The following is a 16,793-nucleotide window of genomic DNA, read 5'->3' as shown; positions in this document are numbered from 1 at the left end:
TTAATTTCAGCACCAAAAATTACATCACAAACCAACACATTAGGAGGGCTTTTCAATGTCTAGAAGCAACAGCAATACTTTAGTGGTACCACAAGCAGCGCAAGCTTTGGATCAAATCAAATTCGAAGTGGCTTCAGAGCTCGGTATTTCCTTATCGCGTGATGGTTACAACGGTGATATTACTACTTATAATGCCGGAAAAATCGGTGGATCGATTACTCGCCGTTTGGTTGAAATCGCTGAGCAAAGCCTCGGCGGTGCATCCACTAACTTCCGTCGTTAGTAAATACGAAGCCAAAAAGGCTGCCTACTTGATAGGCAGCCTTTTTGCTGTTCTTATTTATTGGCTTGCAGAGCCCGTTTGCGGGTCATCTGCCGAACGGATGCAAAGCAGATAAACGTCACCAGCAAGGCCGATACGATAAAGAAGACGGATCCCAATATGGAGTTCGAGACCGCATGCGCAAACTCCGATACGGAAGGGTGTTCCGCGCGGATCGAGGTATTAAACACCGTAATGAGAACCGCAAGGCCCAAGGAAGCACCGCTTTGATGGGCGACATTGACCAGACCCGAAGCCGCGCCGCTGTCTTGCGGCTGCACACCGGTCAGTCCCATTGCCGTAAGCGGCTGAAAAACCATTCCGGCACCGATGCCCATGATAGCGAGAAGAATAAATAGATCCGGAAAGAACGGCGTCTGAGCGGAGACCATCCGGCTTAACAGAAGCGTACCGATAATCGCAATGATTAACCCGGCAGACAGTACTTTGATATTGCCATATCGCCGAACCAGTCCCGGGATAATGTACATCATTCCGAACTGAGCAACGGTAAACGGCAGGAAGGCCAGACCTGCTTCAAAGGAGCTGAATCCCAGGGCATTTTGCAAATATTGCGGGATAAAGAAAAAGAGGGAGAAGTTCCCGCCAACCATCAGAAATCTTCCCAAGTATGCCCCGGAACGCTGGCGGTTCGCAAATAACCGCAGCGGGATAATCGGCTCAGCCGCCCGGGTTTCAATAAGAACAAATACCGCAAGCAGGACAGCTCCGGCCGCAAGCGGAATCCAAGTTGCGGGGTTACTCCAGCCGTAATCCGCCGCTTGAACCAAACCGTAGACCAACGAGGTCATGCCGATAACGGAAGTAAGGGCGCCGCCTATATCAAAGCGGCCGGATCTGATGCTTGTTGGCTGAATAAACTTGTAAACCAGGTACAGCAAAACAATTCCGATGGGTACATTAATAAACATACCAAAGCGCCAGGAGACAAAATCGGTGAAGAATCCGCCAAGAATGAGGCCGATGCTTCCCCCTGCGGCAGATACGGCGCTGTACATGGAAATCGCCCGGGAGCGTTCCTTCGCTTCCACAAAGGTAGCCGACAGCAAGGCAAGCGCGGCAGGCGTGGCTAGTGCGGCGGCAAAGCCTTGCAGAGCCCGCGAGATAAGCAGAAATTCAGCCGTTGGCGCTATGCCTGCAAAGAATGAGGTCAAGGAGAACAACCCGATTCCGATGCCTAGCATTCGTCTTCGCCCCAGGAGATCTCCTGCCCGGGCACCAAGCAGCAAGAAACCGCCGAAGGCGAGAATGTAGCTGTTATGAACCCAAGTCAAGCTGGTTGTCGACATGTGAAGCGTCCTTCCGATTTGCGGAATGGCCGTTACCATGACGGACGCGTCAAGCACAACGATTAGCTGGCACGCGATAATAATCGTGAGAATAATCCATTTGGATTGATGCATGTTCACGTTCCTTTCTTGTTCCCGTGTTAGTGTTCCTGAAAGCTATTATGAATGGAATCGGCGATTCGAAGTAGATCGTTCCTGCTTAAAAGTTGCCTAAAGCTGCAATTCGATCGTTCTTTTGCTTTCCAATCGTCAAGAATGCTTATATAATCAGGATCAAGGCGGGAGGGATAGCGGATATGCCGGAGCAAACCATGGATTCCCGGTCAGCGGGAGGGAAAAGCATTTCGATTTATAAGAAAACGCTGGATCAGCTTATTGGAATGACGGAGAGGATGACGCTCGAAGAAGGGCGGAATACAACGATCGTACCTTTCCTGTCCATCGTCAAACGCAGTCATGATACGGTGAGGTGTCCAGGCGTGCTGACACCTTCTTTTTGTCTGATTCTCCAAGGGGAGAAGAAGCTGTATCTCGGCCAGGATATCTTTCATTACAGCGCGGGGGATTACGTTGCGTCGCTGCTGGATATCCCTGCATTTGGCCAGGTTGTCGGAGCAACCGAAGAGCAGCCTTATATCGGACTGCGCATTGATTTCACGACGCAGGAGATTGCTTCCGTCGTCGTGGAGGCTGAGATCCTTGCGGAGCCAAAAGAAAAAGATTTAACTTCCGCGGCCTTTATCGGCAAATCGGATGCCAATCTGCTGGACATCTTTTACCGGCTGCTGAAGTTAATCGACAAGCCGAAGGAAGTCCGGTTTCTGTCCGAGCTGTTGAAGAAGGAAATGATATTCAACCTGCTGTCGGGCGATTTTGGACATTTGTTTATGCAGAAGGTACTGTTCGACCAACGGGCGGATGGGGTAGCGAAGGCGATTCACTGGATCCAGGAGAACTACACCCACTCCTTTACGGTGGAGGAGCTGGCGAAATCATGCAATATGAGCACGTCCGGGCTTCATCATAAATTTAAAGCCATCACTACAATGGGGCCTTTGCAATATCAGAAGCAGCTGCGCCTGCAGGAAGCGAGGCGCCTGATGCTTAGCGGTCCGGTAGGGGCAACTACAGCCGCGCTGACGGTAGGCTACGAAAGCCCGTCACAGTTCAACCGGGAATACCGAAGACTGTTCGGCCAGCCTCCCCTTCAGGATATCAAGACTCTTCGCAAAGCATCGGGCGGGGCGGAATTCGAGGATCCTATTTAGGAAAAATAACCGACAGAAACGGAGCCGCGCGGCAAGCGGGCTCCGTTTTTCCGTTTTGGCCGCTCGTATATTATAATGCTGTCATGGTGTTTCAAACTGAAACGAAAAACGAGGTGTCATCATGAAAATAAAAGTGCTGGCTATAGCTCCGTATGTAGGTTTGCGGGATTTGCTGTTGGAAATGGTGCAGGAAGAAACAATGATTCGGATGGATGTGGAAGTAGCGGATTTGGAAGAAGCTCTCCCGCTTATTCAGCAAGCCGAGGAAAAGGGCTATGACATTATTATCAGCCGCGGCGGTACGGCAAACCTGATCCGCAAGCATTCCTCGCTGCCTGTCGTGGACATTCCGGTATCCGGCTACGATATTTTGCGGGTGCTGACGCTTATCCGCCGAACGAATTCCAAGGTAGCCATAATCGGCTTCCCGAATATATGCAAGGCGGTTGCGGAGGTGTCCAGCCTGCTGGATTTTGAAATTCCGATTATCCAGATCAGCGACCAGACCGAAGTGCGCGGCGCTCTGCGGCAGGCATTTGGCGACAAGGTTCAGATCGTGCTGGGGGATGCCGTTACGGTCCGGGCCGCGCAGGAGATGGGCTATCACGGCATTCTTATTACCTCCGGCAAAGAATCGGTCGGCGATATGTTCCGGGAGGTTAGGCGCGTATACGATGTGTACCGGCAAGGCCGGGAGCAGACGATGTTCTACCGGGATATCCTGGACCAGGATACAAGAGCGATTATCGCGCTTGACGATCGTCATCGGATTCTGTTCATGAACCAGACGGCGGGAGAACTGCTCGCCAGCAGCGGCAGCGGGGATGCGGACGCTTTGTCAGGAAGCAGCATCCAATACTCGTTACCCGCGCTTTATAAGCTGATAAGCGGAGTGGAGGAGGCGGACAGTATTGCCAAATGGACAAAGCAGTTTCTCTATTTGAACGAGCAGCAATATAAGGTCGGCGTAAGCGAGGGCCGCAAGGAAGGGAGCTTCCGTTATCTGGTTTCCCTGGACTCGATCGAGAATTGGCGCAACGAGCGGAGATTCGCCGCTTATATTCCGCCAAGGCTCACTACGTTTAATCAAATGGTAGGCTCCAGCGTAATGTTGAATAAAACGATTGCCAAGGCGCAAAAGTATGCACTAAGCGACCGAAATCTTTGGATTTCCGGGGAGAGGGGAACCGGCAAATCGCTGTTCGCCCAAGCGATCCATTCGGCGAGCAGGCGCCATGCGCAAGGCTTCTATATGATTCCGTGCGAAGGGATGACGGGGCAGGAAACCGATCTTCTGCTGAAAGGAACGGCGGAGGAGCTTGGCTTGCCCGAGACCGGTTTCGGCGGAACGATCTATCTGAACAATGTGGACAGGCTGGACCGCGAAGCGCAGGATCAATGGCTGCAGGCCATACGCCGGTACCCGCAAATCCGGTTTATTGCCTCTTCCTCAACAAGCCTAACCCGCCTGAAAGGGAAGGCGGACTACAATCATGAGCTAATCGCCGCTTTAGGCGAGCTTCAATTAGCAGTTCCTCCGTTAAAGGAACGGATGGAGGACATTGATGAGATCATCAGGGTCATGATTGCGAATTATAATTTTCAATCCGGCAAGCAGATCGTCGGTTTCCGCGAAGCCGCTCTCGATGAGCTGTTGCAATACGATTGGCCGGGAAATTTACGCGAGCTGGAGCGCGCCATTCACGAAATGCTTGTCCTGACCCAGGGCAATCATGTAGAGAAGAAGGATGCGGTGACTGTTATTGAACAATATAAAGAGTCCTTGATTGCCGATGCGGATACGGTGTCTACCACGATAGACCTGCGGGGAACGCTGGAGGAAATCGAGCGCCGGATCATTACTTACGTCCTTCAAGAGGAAGGAATGAATCAATCCAGAACCTGCAAGAGACTCGGAATGAACCGGACAACCTTTTGGAGAAAAATGAACAAAACGTTTAATAATGAAACGTAATTAAGGTTGTCCATCCCAATAGCTCGCTTTATAATTAGCAATGTAGCGCTTACAAATTGATCTTAATGTTTCAATATGAAACAAAAATGCATCTTAGGGGGACTACTTGTGAAGATTAAAGCGAGCATTGAAAAAATCCCAGGCGGTATGATGATCGTCCCATTATTGATTGGAGCTATCATAAATACGGCTTTTCCAACGATTTCGACTTACTTTGGTTCCTTTACCGGCGCATTGATGACCGGCTCGCTTCCCATGCTGGCTGTCTTTTACGTCTGTATGGGATCGACCATCGACTTTAAAGCAACGCCTTATATCGTGAAAAAAGGCGGTACCTTATTGATCACCAAAATCGGCATTGCGATGCTGGTTGGTTTTATCGCCGGTAAATTTCTTGGCAATGGCATGATTGATAACGGTTTCTTCGCCGGGCTTTCCGTTCTGGCTATCGTCGCGGCCATGAATGATACAAACGGCGGTCTGTACATGGCGCTGATGGGGCAGTTCGGACGCAAGGAAGATGTAGGCGCATATTCGATCATGAGCCTCGAGTCCGGCCCGTTCCTGACCATGATTACGCTTGGCGCAGCCGGCCTCGCCGCGTTCCCGTGGCAAACGCTTGTAGGCGCAATCCTTCCGCTGGTAGTCGGCATGATTCTCGGCAATTTGGATAAAGAGCTCCGCGAGTTCCTCTCTAAAGGGGTGCCTGTCCTCGTTCCGTTCTTTGCCTTTGCGCTTGGTGCCGGGCTGAATCTGGGCAATGTGTGGAAAGCAGGCGCGCTTGGCGTGCTGCTAGGCGTTGCGGTTGTTATCATTACAGGCTTGGCGCTGATGGGGACCGACCGGCTTACGGGCGGTAATGGCGTAGCCGGCTTGGCCGCAGCTACTACCGCGGGCAATGCCGCAGGCGTACCGGCGGCCGTTGCCGCCGCAAACTCGATTTATGTACCGCTCGTTCCTTCGGCAACCGCGCTTGTTGCTTCGAGCGTTATTGTGACGGCCATCCTTACGCCGATTGTGACCGCATGGTGGGCTAAGCGTCTGGAAGCTAGAAGCAAATAAAACGACGGAGGATGCAACGTGAAACAGATATCGATTATTGCAGATGATTTAACCGGCGCATCGGACTCCGGCGTTCAATTTGCACGGAATGGCCTAAAGACGCAGGTGCTGTTCGATTGGTCGTCCATTCCCGATGACCATTCGGAGCTGGATGTGATCGTCATCGACACGGACAGCCGCTCGATACCCGGAGAGCTTGCTTATGAGCGGGCGGCTAGCGCAGCCGCGGCGCTCAAAGAAAAAGGGTTTAGCTTTATTTACAAAAAAATGGACTCTACGCTTAGAGGGAATCTGGGGCAGGAAATAAGCGGGGTTATGGACAGCTATAGCTTCCAAGCCGCATTTATTGCGCCTGCCTTTCCAAGAATCGGCCGGACGACCGTAGGGGGAATCCATTACTTGAACGGTACGCCGATTCATGAAACCGAGATGGCGAGAGATCCGAAGACTCCTGTACCGGATTCCCGTGTCGCCCATATTTTGCAAAAGCAATCCGGACTTGCTGCCGCGAATGTAGAGCTTGCTTTGTTACGCGAAGGTCCGGAGGCGGTTCGTCAATTTATCGAAGAACAACTTCGTCAAGCCGTAAAGCTGTTTGTGTTCGACGCGGAGACGGATGACGATCTTGCCGTTATTGCCGCGCTGATGCCGGTATTTCAGGCAAGCGTATTGTGGGGAGGCTCAGCCGGCTTGGCGGAATTCCTGATTACGCCCGATCCGCCCAAGACCGCTGGACGATACGAAAAACAATCTGCGACGGGTGCCGTCATTCTAGTAGCGGGAAGTATATCGGCCATTACCCGGGAACAGGTTGCGGAGGTTAACCGGCAGGCCAATGTTGCCGCTTTGGAGATGGATCCGCTGGCAGCCATCGGGCCCGCTGAGGAACAAGAGCGAGAAATTGCAAGGTGTACGGCAGAGCTGCAGCTTGCTATTGCAGCGGGGAAAGACATTTCGCTTCACGCCGGTTCTTCTCCGGAGCAAGTCAGCGCCGCCAAGGAAAAGGGAGCGGCACTTGGACTGGATTCCTCGGATGTCTCCAACCGGATCGCGGATACGCTTGGCCGAATAACAAGCCGGGTTGCTGCGGGCAGCTCTGTACAAGGTCTCGTGCTCACCGGTGGCGATACGGCCAAAGCTGTCTGCAGATATTTAGGCGTCAGCGGCTTTGAGCTTCATCATGAGGTGGAGCCGGGTATCCCATTCGGCACCTTGGTTGGCGGTTCCCGTTTGCCGGCTATTACGAAAGCAGGGGCGTTCGGCCGTAAAGGTTCGTTATGGCATGCCATGCAGCATATACGAGAAGGAAGAGGGGAATAACAATGAAAGCGATTATTGGGATCACAATGGGAGACGGCGCAGGCGTCGGCCCCGAGATTATTATGAAGGCTCTTGGCGATTCGGCTCTGTATGAGAGCTGCAATCCATTTGTCATTGGCGACGCGAAAATATTGCAACGTGCGGCGGGTGTCGTGAACAGCGAGCTCAAGATTCGCCCTATTGCTTCCGTCTCGGAAGCGCAATACGAATACGGTACGGTGGATTGCCTTGATCTCAATCTGCTGCCTGCCGACCTTCCGTTTGGACAAGTGTCTCCGGAAGCGGGGCATGCCGCGTTTATGTACTTGAAGACCGCCATTGAGCTGGCAAACGAAGGGCTGATCGACGGTATCTGCACGGCGCCGCTGAACAAAGAAGCGCTCCACAAGGGTGGCCATATTTATCCGGGTCATACGGAGATTCTGGCCGATTTGACGGGGACGCAGGATTTTGCGATGATGCTCTCCGCTCCAAAGCTGAAGGTCATTCACGTAACCACGCACGTAGGCATCATTGATGCCGTAAGAATGATCGAGCCGGAACGCGTCTACAAGGTGATCCAAATGGCTCATGAGACGCTTCGGAAAGCCGGCTACGCGGAGCCTCGCATCGCGGTTTGCGGCATTAATCCGCATGCCGGAGAAAATGGGCTGTTCGGTTACGGGGAGGAAGAAGAGAAGGTTATTCCGGGCGTCGAGCGGGCGCAGCGGGAAGGCATAAACGCGCAAGGTCCGCTCCCCGCGGACACGTTATTCTTCCGTACGACGCGCGGCGACTTTGATATCGTTGTCGCCATGTACCACGATCAGGGACATGGTCCGGTAAAAGTGTTAGGCCTCGAAGCAGGCGTTAACATTACCGTAGGCCTGCCGATTATCCGCACGAGCGTCGATCACGGAACGGCATTCGATATTGCGGGCAAAGGCATCGCGGATGACCAAAGCATCAAGGAAGCGCTCCGCCAAGCGGTAGAGCTTGCGCCAAAGCGTTAATCAATTATATTAATGCATACAAAAGGGACATCAGTCGATGTCCCTTTTTCTTGTAGCTTAGGATAAAACAAATAAAATAATTTGTTATAAAAGACATATGTATTTATATTTTGACATAGCAAATAAGTTGTAATATATTGGGATCTGGAGCGGTGAAAGCAAAGAGGGGGGATTGATCGATGTCTAGTAAAGAATCGGTTTACCGGCAATTTCGAATGTACTGGAACAACAATATGTATTTCCTGGGAATCGCTTACCGCACGGCGCCCCGCCGGGTAATCCTGCAATTTATACTCGCTGTTCTAAACTACGGAATGGATTATCTGTATGCCATATTATTTATCGGTTATGTGTTTGGTGCGGTGGAGAACGGGACGCCATATCGTTATGTATTGGCTTTTATATGCGCCATGATCGCAACGTATTTCGTTCTGTCAGTCGTCTCCGAATGGTTCGAAAAGCGTTACAAGCCGGTGTGCGATCTCATGATCTCACAAGAGCTCAACCGGATCTTGTTCGAAAAAGCCGCGGAGGTTGAGCTAGCCTGCTATGAAAATACGGAATTTTACGACAAATATACGCGGGCGGGGTTGGAAGCGGACACCCGCATGGCCAGCGTTCTGGACAATCTGACGAATTTCGTGGGGGCGCTTGCTTCATTTATCATGCTGTTAATCACGGTTATTTATCTGGATCCGATTGCCATTGTCTTTATTATTCTTCCGGCCGTAACCAAGCTTATGATCACGGTCCGCCGCAACCGCGCTTTGTATGAACTGAACAAAGCCAACACGCCGTCCGTCAGGGTCGGCAAATACGTAAACCGGATTGCTTATCTGGAGAGCTATGCGAAGGAACTCAGACTCTCGAATATATTTCGGGTGATGCTGGACCGCTACGGGAAGGCTGTTGGCATCATGCGCGGCAACTTCCTGACCTTGGGCAGGCAGGTCGCTAAATACAGGGCGCTTGACGATGTCCTGGGCAGAGTTGCTCCGTATCCCCTTGCGATGCTGTATGCGGGATATAGCGTGCTTGTCCTTCAGAAAATCAAGGCGTTTCAGTTTATCGTCCTGCTGAATGCGATTAATAATTTAAGCCACTCGATGGCTACCGTGTCCGGCTTCTTCACCAATTTGCAGGAAAACGGCATTTATATTGAGAATGTGAAGGAATTTCTGCGTTATGAGCCGGTTATTCCGCAGAGCCAAGACGGTGTGGCTCCGGACGCCGGAAGGCCAAGCCTGGAGCTTCAGCAGGTCGGCTTTGCTTATGACGGACAGTCGCAGCCAATCCTGAGCAGCATTGATCTTCAGGTGAAGCCCGGCGAGAAGATCGCGCTGGTTGGCCATAACGGAGCGGGCAAATCCACGCTGATCAAGCTGATGATGCGGCTCTATGATCCAACGGAAGGCGTCGTTCGCTTAAATGGCGCGGACATTAAAACCTATCGTCTTAGCGAATATCGGGAGCTGTTCGGAACCGTATTCCAGGATTGCAAGGTGATCGCGATGCCGCTTGCGGACAATGTTTTTATGCGCAGAGCATCCCAGCATGAATATGCGCAGGCGACTGAGGTATTGGACAAGGTAGGCGTCTATCAAAAAATTGAAAGCATGGGCGGCTCGGTCACTTCCGTCATGACGAGGGAATTTGATGACAAGGGACTAGTTCTCTCCGGTGGCGAGATTCAAAAGATTGCGATCAGCCGATTATTCGCGGATAATAGCCGGATCGCTATTCTCGATGAACCGTCAAGCGCGCTAGATCCGGCGGCGGAAGCCTATATGTTCGAGCTGCTGCTGCAAGCATCGGCGGACCGGACCATTATCTTTATCTCGCACCGGCTATCTTCCGCCGCGCTTGCCGACCGGATCTTCATGCTGGAAGAGGGCAGGATCGTAGAGACCGGCACCCATAAGGAGTTAATGGCTGTAAACGGGAAATACGCGGATATGTTCCGCAAGCAGGCGGAGCATTACAGGGAGGAGGCGGCTCAGTATGGCTAAGCGGGGAGACGTTCTTCGCAATAATCTTTTTATGCTGAGGTACGTGTTCCGGATCGTACCGCTGTATGCAGTCGTCCATCTGATCATGCAGGCGTTGTTCGGATTGTTTGATGTCATGTGGGGCGTCCTGCTCATCAAGCTTGTCGTTGACGCGGTAACGGTTCATCATTCGGTCGTCCCTGTTCTGCTTGCCGCGGGAGGTTATTTGATCTATGGGGCAACCATTCAGACTGCGGCCGGTTACGTTTACGAAATGTTTGCGCCCATCCAGCTTCAGAAGCTGAACAAGGCGATGCAGACGGAATTGTACGGGAAAGCCATCCGAATGGATTACGCAAGGTACAACGACCCCGAATATTATAATCAATTCGTGTGGGCGGCATCGCAGACGGAAGGCAAAGCGGCGGATGTGCTTGATCAGACTGCCGAGCTGCTTAAAAGCACGATTACCGTAGCGGGAATCGCCGGGACCTTGCTGGTCTTGAATCCTTTAGGCGTTGCTGTAGTTATTATCGGACTTGCGGCGAGATTCGGGATTACGATTCTATCCAATAGAGCAGAGTTTAAAAGCGAGCTGGAATTAAAGCCGCTGGAACGGAAAAAGAATTATACCAGCAGGGTATTCTATCTGCCCGATTACGCGAAGGAGCTTCGCACGAGCCGAATCGCGGGGCCGCTCATGGAAGATTACCGCCAAGCGAATACGGCGATGCAGCAGGTTGTCCGCAAATACGCACCCCGTTTAATCCTGCTTCGCATATTGAACGGATTTGTATTCCGCACGCTGCTTATGGACGGCATTTATTTTGCCATTACGGCTTATCAGGTTATTGTGCAGCACTCGATTACCTACGGGACGTTTGCGGCTGTAACGAACGGCGTATGGACGCTGGGGTGGAGTCTCAATAATCTGATTGATACGGTAACGAAGTTTCAGAAAAATAACCTTTATATCCGGCAGCTGCGCTCTTTTCTTAACGATAAGCCGCAAATGGAGGAGCCGCTGCAGCCATGCGAAATGCCGCGTTCGCCGAAAGAAATACGGTTGTCCAATGTCAGCTTCACCTACGGAAATAACGATGCACCGACGCTTCGAGGCATACATATGTGCATTAAGCCGAAGGAAAAAATTGCAATCGTTGGTTATAACGGCGCAGGCAAGTCTACGCTGATCAAGCTGCTGTTAAGGCTGTACGACGCGAGCGATGGCGATATCCGTTACGATGGGCGAAGCATTCGGGATTACCGTTCGGAGGATTATCGCGGCCAGTTCGGGGTAGCTTTTCAAGATTTTCAGCTGTTTGCGGCTAGTCTCGCGGAGAACGTATGGATGGATCGGGTGGGATACGAGGATACGGAGCGTCAGAACGTCATCATTGAAGCGCTGCGGAAAGCGGATTTTGCCGGCCGTTTGAGCAGTCTGAATCAGGGCCTGAATACGGAACTGACAAGGGAGTTTTCGGACAAAGGGCAGATCTTCTCCGGCGGTGAAGCGCAAAAGATCGCAATCGCCAGGGCATTCGCCAAGCCTTGCTCGGTCCTCATTCTCGATGAGCCTTCCAGTGCGCTTGATCCGATTAGCGAATACAATTTGAACCGGGCGATGCTGGAGGCCGCGGAGGATAAGACAGTGATCTTTATCTCTCACCGGCTGTCCACAACCCGTCTGGCTGACCGTATTTATATGATGGAGCGCGGGGAGATCATCGAATCCGGCAGTCACGAAGAGCTGATGCAGCTGGATGGCAGCTATGCCAAGCTGTTCCGGCTTCAGGCAGGGCATTACCTGTCGGCTTGATCATACGGATAAGTCAAAAGCCTCAAGCGCACATCTGCTGCACGGATCGCGCTGAGGCTTTTCTTATGGTTACTGCTTATGCAAAATGCTATAAACCTTCTCCATATCCAAATGAGCGCGGACATGCCCGGCCAGCCGGTCAAAGGCTTCAAGCTGTTTGCTGCGGAAGGGGAGTATCTCTTCGATTGGAGCTAGGTTTTTTCGTGCGCGTACTTTATTCAGATATTGCCGACGGAAGGCGTCGTTATGAAAAATGCCGTGTACATACGTGCCGAAAATTCTGCCTTCCTCCGAAATGCTGCCCTCGTCCTGTCCGTTAATGGACAAAAGGGGAAGAACCGGCGCGAGGGGAGTGGTCTGCCCCATATGAATCTCGTAACCTTCAATGGCAAGACCTTGCATGTCAGTCCAATCGGCATGCCCGCAGGAAACATTGCCACTGACTCGATCCGTTCGTTTATGGGTATTAAAGGTCGTAGAGAGCGGTAAAAATCCTAATCCGTCCGATTCGCCGATTGAGGATTCGACTTGATGCGGGTCGTACAGCTTTTGTCCAAGCATCTGATAGCCTCCGCATATCCCGCCAACGTAACATCCGTTTGCGGCATGATTGGCGATGGCTTCCGCGAGACCGGTTTTCTTCAGAAAAAGAAGGTCTTCCATGGTGTTCTTCGAGCCCGGAATAAGGATAACGTCAGGTTGCCCTAATTGATCTAGGCTCTCAACATAACGGACCAGGACATCCGGCTCTGCCTCCAGCGGATCAAAGTCGGTGAAATTCGAAATGCGAGGCAGCCGAATGACCGCGACATCCAAGTCTCCAGTCCCGGCTTGCTCCGTCCGCTTCTCCAGCACAACCGAATCCTCCGCTTCAATATCGAGCCTTGGCATATAGGCGATAACCCCTAACACGGGAATTCCCGTACGTTCTTGGAGCCAATCCAGGCCGGATTGCAGCAGGCTGATGTCGCCTCGAAATTTATTGATAATAAATCCTTTTACCCGGCTTCGCTCGTCTTCTTCCAAGAGCTCCATCGTTCCGACAATGGAAGCGAAGACGCCGCCACGATCAATATCCGCAACCAGCACGACAGGGGCATCGGCCCATTTGGCCATGCGCATATTGACGATATCCCGGTCCTTCAGATTAATCTCGGCGGGGCTTCCCGCGCCTTCCAGCACGATAATATCATGTTCCCCGCGTAGGCGGTCCAATGCGTCTCTAACAATGCCTTCGGCCAAAGGAATATACTCCTCGCGGTATCGCCAGGCGCTCATTTCTTCCAGCGGCTTGCCGTGTACGACGATCTGCGCCTTCATCTCTCCGGTAGGCTTGATTAGGATCGGATTCATATCGGTTGTCGCCGCGATGCCGCAAGCTTCCGCTTGAACGCCTTGCGCTCTGCCAATCTCCTTGCCGTCAAGCGTTACATAGGAGTTAAGCGCCATGTTTTGCGATTTGAAAGGCGCTGTTTTCCATCCGTCTTGCACGAAGATGCGGCATAATGCCGTAGTCAGCACGCTTTTTCCTACGTCTGATGCCGTGCCTTGCACCATAATGGTTGATGCCTGCTTCAAGCTTGTACCTCCTTCAATTGCGATTGCTTAAAATCGAAATTAGTCTTGTCTCTCAATATAAACCATGTCTAAAGGTTGGGAAAGAATTACGCAATAAGATATATTGAATATATATAATATGGGTGATATAATCTTCAACGAGATAAGCGCTTACATATTCAGGCACATTTGGCATGATTGTGGGGTGCTTATTTGCGTTTTTAGGTCAGTACATCTCACGTCAGGGTGAAGGCAGGTGGTAGGAGGGAAGAAATCGCAACTGGTATGCATAAAAGTTAAACCCAATCATTTTAAGAGGAAAAAGGAGACTAAAGATGAAATGGAATAAGAAATTTGGTGCAGTCTTGCTTGCAACCGTTATAATGGCTGCATCTTCTCCATTCGTGGGGCTTCCCAAAGCGGAGGCAGCTGGATTAAGCTGGCCTTCCGAACAGATCCTGCCGTCTTTCTCGGCGCCGGCTTCTACGCTCGACGTTATGAATTTGGTAACGGAGTATAGATACGAGGCGGAAGGAAACGGAATCGGCCATGGCACCGGTCGTCCGGAAAGCAATGGCTGGCTGGCGCAAACCTCCATCGATGCTCCAAATAAGCATATGGTTTACGGACCGTACGCTAAGGATATTCCGGCAGGAGATAACCAGGCTTATTACGATATGATTATTGATAACAATACGGCTAATGATGATCTCATTGTTACGGTTGATGTCAGAGACAATACAACGGGTCAGGTATTGGCAAGCCGCGACATTACCCGGAAGCAATGGACGAAGGTAGGCACTTACGAGCGGTTTACGCTCAACTACAATAACCCGACCACCGGTCATGAGTTGGAATTCAGGGTGTATTGGTACGGCCGGGCTTATACCAAAGTAGATGCCGTAGGCTCCATACAGCAAGGAAAATCGGATGAAACGGTCTTGTTTACAACTCTCAAGGGACTTGTCAATAAAACGCAGCCGAGAATCTATACGTATGATGACAACGTGAGAAACGAAGACGGAAAAGATAAATGGTTGAATGATTTAGGATTGGGGCATACGGATGTAGCGGACAACTGGTCCTTAATTACCAAATATGCCAGCGAGATTAACGGAATCGTCGTTTATGACGATGCCTTGCCCGATACGTTAAACCTGGCTACGACAATCGCTGCGCAATCCGGAGCTATTGTTGCGCCGCCAAGCTTGGTCGGCAAGCTGACTTCCGCGCCGTACAATCTGCCGATCCTAGATGATTTGCGCGGAGATTTCAGCACAAAGCTTGAAGTCTATCAATATTTGCACGATCATTATTGGTCCTCGTTGTCCCATAATCTCATTATTGGATTAAGTCCCGGAATTAAAGGCGCGCTGCGAGATTATGCAACGGCAACCGGCGCGGCAGTTATCTGGCTGAATCCTTCCGTCCCGGCAGAGAAGACCCTCCTGCAAAGCTTCTTCTCCGATATGCCTGCCGGCAGCGGGGTGTACATGGGCTGGTGGCCGGATGAAGCGATTGGCGTTCAAGCCGCTTCCGAGTATGGCATTTCAACGATTGCCAGCGACTGGTCTTCCAACCTGACAGTATTTGGCGGTACTTCAAAAACGGTTAACGTGAAGCCGGTGCCGAATAAACCGCCTCTTCAGAACAAAATTTATGTCTCGCTCATTTTGAGCGACGGCGATAACCTGCAGTATATGGAACACCGCTTCAAGAAAATTTGGGATTCGCCTAACCGCGGAGCCGTACCGCTTGGGTGGACGGTATCGCCGGCTATGCTCGATGCGATGCCTGGCGTGTTGAATTATTTGTATGATTCCGCTACGCCAAATGACGCGCTTATAGCAGGGCCGTCCGGGTTCGGCTATACTTATCCGAATGCATGGGCGAATCAAACCTATCTGAATAAATTTGTTGCTTTATCGAACGATTACATGAATCGCGCGGGATTAAAGGTAGCTACAATCTGGAATACCATTACCGGCGGCATTAATCCAAACGTAGGGGAAAGCTTTGCCCAATACGCGCCGTCCTTGTTAGGCTTAACGGGTCAAAACGCCGGCAGTCCGATTACGATCTACGGTAACTCGCTGCCAACGCAGGGGCTAAGCGCGACTTATTGTTACTCCGAAGCAACGATTATTTCCGAGATTAATCACGCGATTGCCGGCTGGGATGGAACGGCACCTCGTTTTGTCAGCATCCAATCCAATCCGTGGGATGTTAATTACCAGATGATCGTCAATGCGGTAAATAACTTTAGCAGCAATAGCAATATCGTTTTTGTCAGACCGGATACTTATTTCCAATTAATGCGCGAAAACAACCAGCTGCCTATCGATCCGTCTGCGGTCGTTAAGCAATACGAAGCGGAAACCGCCTTCTCGCATGAAACAGGATCAGCGAGCGGCAGCGACTGGTCGGCTAGCGTAAGCGCGGATGATGCAGGCTACATGCTGTCCGGCAATGCCGACAATACCATTCCTGCAGGCAGCAATACGGCGACCTTCAAAATGAAGATCGATTCCAACGCGGGCACCAACGATAACGTCGTTACGCTTGAAGTTCGCGATAACGCAACCGGGCATACCCTTGCTTCGGTTGATGTGTCCCGCAATCAGTTCAAAGCTAACAATGCGTATCAGGACTTCAACCTTTCCTTTAACAATCCGTCCGGAAGCAGCCTGGAATTCAAGGCTTATTACAAGGATAAAGCGACAATCAGTATTGATAAGGTGACGGTGTCAAAAAGAATCGGCAAGTATGAAGCAGAAGGTGCTGTGGTCGGGCATGAAGTGGGACGTGCCAGCGGAGATGGCTGGCAAGCTACGCCATCGCTCGATGGAACGGGATATATGCTGAACGGTCCGAATGATACGAATGTTCCAATGGGAAAGCATACGATTGCTTATCGAATGAAAATCGATAACAACACGACCGACAAAGACGTAGTGGCTGTTATCGATGTTTGGGATGCGGCAACAAAAACCGTCGTGAAACAAGCGAAGATTACGCGGCAGCAGTTCGCATCGGCGAATCAATACCAGGATTTCACGTTGTCCTTCAACCAGACGCTGAACCAGAATCTCGAGTATAGAGTCTGGTATGCGGATAAAGCAACGATAACGGTGGATGGCATTACGGTTAACTAGGGCTCTGCCACAGGGAGAGGGACGC

General features: G+C 51.3%; 11 protein-coding genes. 9 read left to right on the top strand and 2 right to left on the bottom strand.

Annotated features, from left to right (window positions below; all coding sequences use genetic code 11):
• Positions 1–55: 55 nt before the first annotated feature.
• A complete protein-coding gene (locus tag ACR9FF_RS17990) occupies positions 56–283 on the top strand; it encodes an alpha/beta-type small acid-soluble spore protein (RefSeq protein ID WP_127493240.1) in 228 nt (75 codons plus the stop codon).
• 53 nt (positions 284–336) lie between these two features.
• On the opposite strand, the gene ACR9FF_RS17985 is transcribed toward ACR9FF_RS17990, so the two are convergent.
• On the bottom strand, positions 337–1,746 hold the full coding sequence (locus ACR9FF_RS17985) for an MFS transporter (RefSeq protein WP_435163465.1): 1,410 nt from the start codon (positions 1,744–1,746) through the stop codon (positions 337–339).
• Between the two features lie 182 nt (positions 1,747–1,928).
• Here ACR9FF_RS17985 and ACR9FF_RS17980 point away from each other — a divergent pair, with 182 nt between their 5' ends.
• From ACR9FF_RS17980 to ACR9FF_RS17950, 7 genes are all read left to right on the top strand, one after another.
• Positions 1,929–2,900 carry an AraC family transcriptional regulator gene (locus tag ACR9FF_RS17980; protein ID WP_127493236.1) on the top strand — a complete coding sequence of 324 codons (972 nt, stop codon included), beginning with the start codon at positions 1,929–1,931 and terminating at the stop codon, positions 2,898–2,900.
• 121 nt (positions 2,901–3,021) lie between these two features.
• The gene (locus ACR9FF_RS17975) at positions 3,022–4,875 is read left to right on the top strand and encodes a PrpR N-terminal domain-containing protein (protein WP_435163463.1); all 1,854 of its coding nucleotides are present in this window, start codon (positions 3,022–3,024) and stop codon (positions 4,873–4,875) included.
• Between the two features lie 108 nt (positions 4,876–4,983).
• Positions 4,984–5,937, top strand: a complete 954-nt coding sequence (locus ACR9FF_RS17970; protein WP_127493232.1) for a 2-keto-3-deoxygluconate permease — start codon at positions 4,984–4,986, stop codon at positions 5,935–5,937.
• 18 nt (positions 5,938–5,955) lie between these two features.
• Positions 5,956–7,257, top strand: coding sequence for a four-carbon acid sugar kinase family protein (locus ACR9FF_RS17965; protein WP_435163460.1), 1,302 nt, complete (start codon positions 5,956–5,958; stop codon positions 7,255–7,257).
• A gap of 2 nt (positions 7,258–7,259) precedes the next feature.
• On the top strand, positions 7,260–8,249 hold the full coding sequence (pdxA, locus tag ACR9FF_RS17960; protein WP_435163458.1) for a 4-hydroxythreonine-4-phosphate dehydrogenase PdxA: 990 nt from the start codon (positions 7,260–7,262) through the stop codon (positions 8,247–8,249).
• Between the two features lie 179 nt (positions 8,250–8,428).
• Entirely contained in the window at positions 8,429–10,258 is a 1,830-nt protein-coding gene (locus tag ACR9FF_RS17955) for an ABC transporter ATP-binding protein (protein WP_435163456.1), read from the top strand.
• A complete protein-coding gene (locus ACR9FF_RS17950) occupies positions 10,251–12,056 on the top strand; it encodes an ABC transporter ATP-binding protein (RefSeq protein ID WP_435163454.1) in 1,806 nt (601 codons plus the stop codon). The genes ACR9FF_RS17955 and ACR9FF_RS17950 overlap by 8 nt, the downstream gene beginning before the upstream one ends.
• Positions 12,057–12,125: 69 nt before the next feature.
• Here ACR9FF_RS17950 and ACR9FF_RS17945 read toward each other — a convergent pair whose 3' ends face one another.
• On the bottom strand, positions 12,126–13,634 hold the full coding sequence (locus ACR9FF_RS17945; RefSeq protein WP_435163452.1) for a cobyric acid synthase: 1,509 nt from the start codon (positions 13,632–13,634) through the stop codon (positions 12,126–12,128).
• A gap of 314 nt (positions 13,635–13,948) precedes the next feature.
• On the opposite strand from ACR9FF_RS17945, the gene ACR9FF_RS17940 reads away from it, so the two are divergent.
• Complete coding sequence (locus ACR9FF_RS17940; protein WP_435163450.1) at positions 13,949–16,768, top strand: GxGYxYP domain-containing protein; 2,820 nt, start codon at positions 13,949–13,951, stop codon at positions 16,766–16,768.
• Positions 16,769–16,793: the final 25 nt, after the last annotated feature.

Origin of the sequence: Paenibacillus glycanilyticus, from assembly GCF_051200795.1 — a bacterium.
GTDB lineage: Bacteria > Bacillota > Bacilli > Paenibacillales > Paenibacillaceae > Pristimantibacillus > Pristimantibacillus glycanilyticus.
Note: the sequence above shows the minus strand (reverse complement) of the source record. Positions and strands in the feature narration are given on the sequence as shown.

Bases quoted from the DNA above. Each gene is read 5' to 3' on its own strand.
- ACR9FF_RS17985 (WP_435163465.1), bottom strand. From the start codon at position 1,746: ATGCATCAATCCAAATGGATTATTCTCACGATTATTATCGCGTGCCAG.
- ACR9FF_RS17950 (WP_435163454.1), top strand. From the start codon at position 10,251: ATGGCTAAGCGGGGAGACGTTCTTCGCAATAATCTTTTTATGCTGAGG.
- pdxA (WP_435163458.1), top strand. From the start codon at position 7,260: ATGAAAGCGATTATTGGGATCACAATGGGAGACGGCGCAGGCGTCGGC.
- ACR9FF_RS17940 (WP_435163450.1), top strand. From the start codon at position 13,949: ATGAAATGGAATAAGAAATTTGGTGCAGTCTTGCTTGCAACCGTTATA.
- ACR9FF_RS17975 (WP_435163463.1), top strand. From the start codon at position 3,022: ATGAAAATAAAAGTGCTGGCTATAGCTCCGTATGTAGGTTTGCGGGAT.
- ACR9FF_RS17990 (WP_127493240.1), top strand. From the start codon at position 56: ATGTCTAGAAGCAACAGCAATACTTTAGTGGTACCACAAGCAGCGCAA.
- ACR9FF_RS17955 (WP_435163456.1), top strand. From the start codon at position 8,429: ATGTCTAGTAAAGAATCGGTTTACCGGCAATTTCGAATGTACTGGAAC.
- ACR9FF_RS17980 (WP_127493236.1), top strand. From the start codon at position 1,929: ATGCCGGAGCAAACCATGGATTCCCGGTCAGCGGGAGGGAAAAGCATT.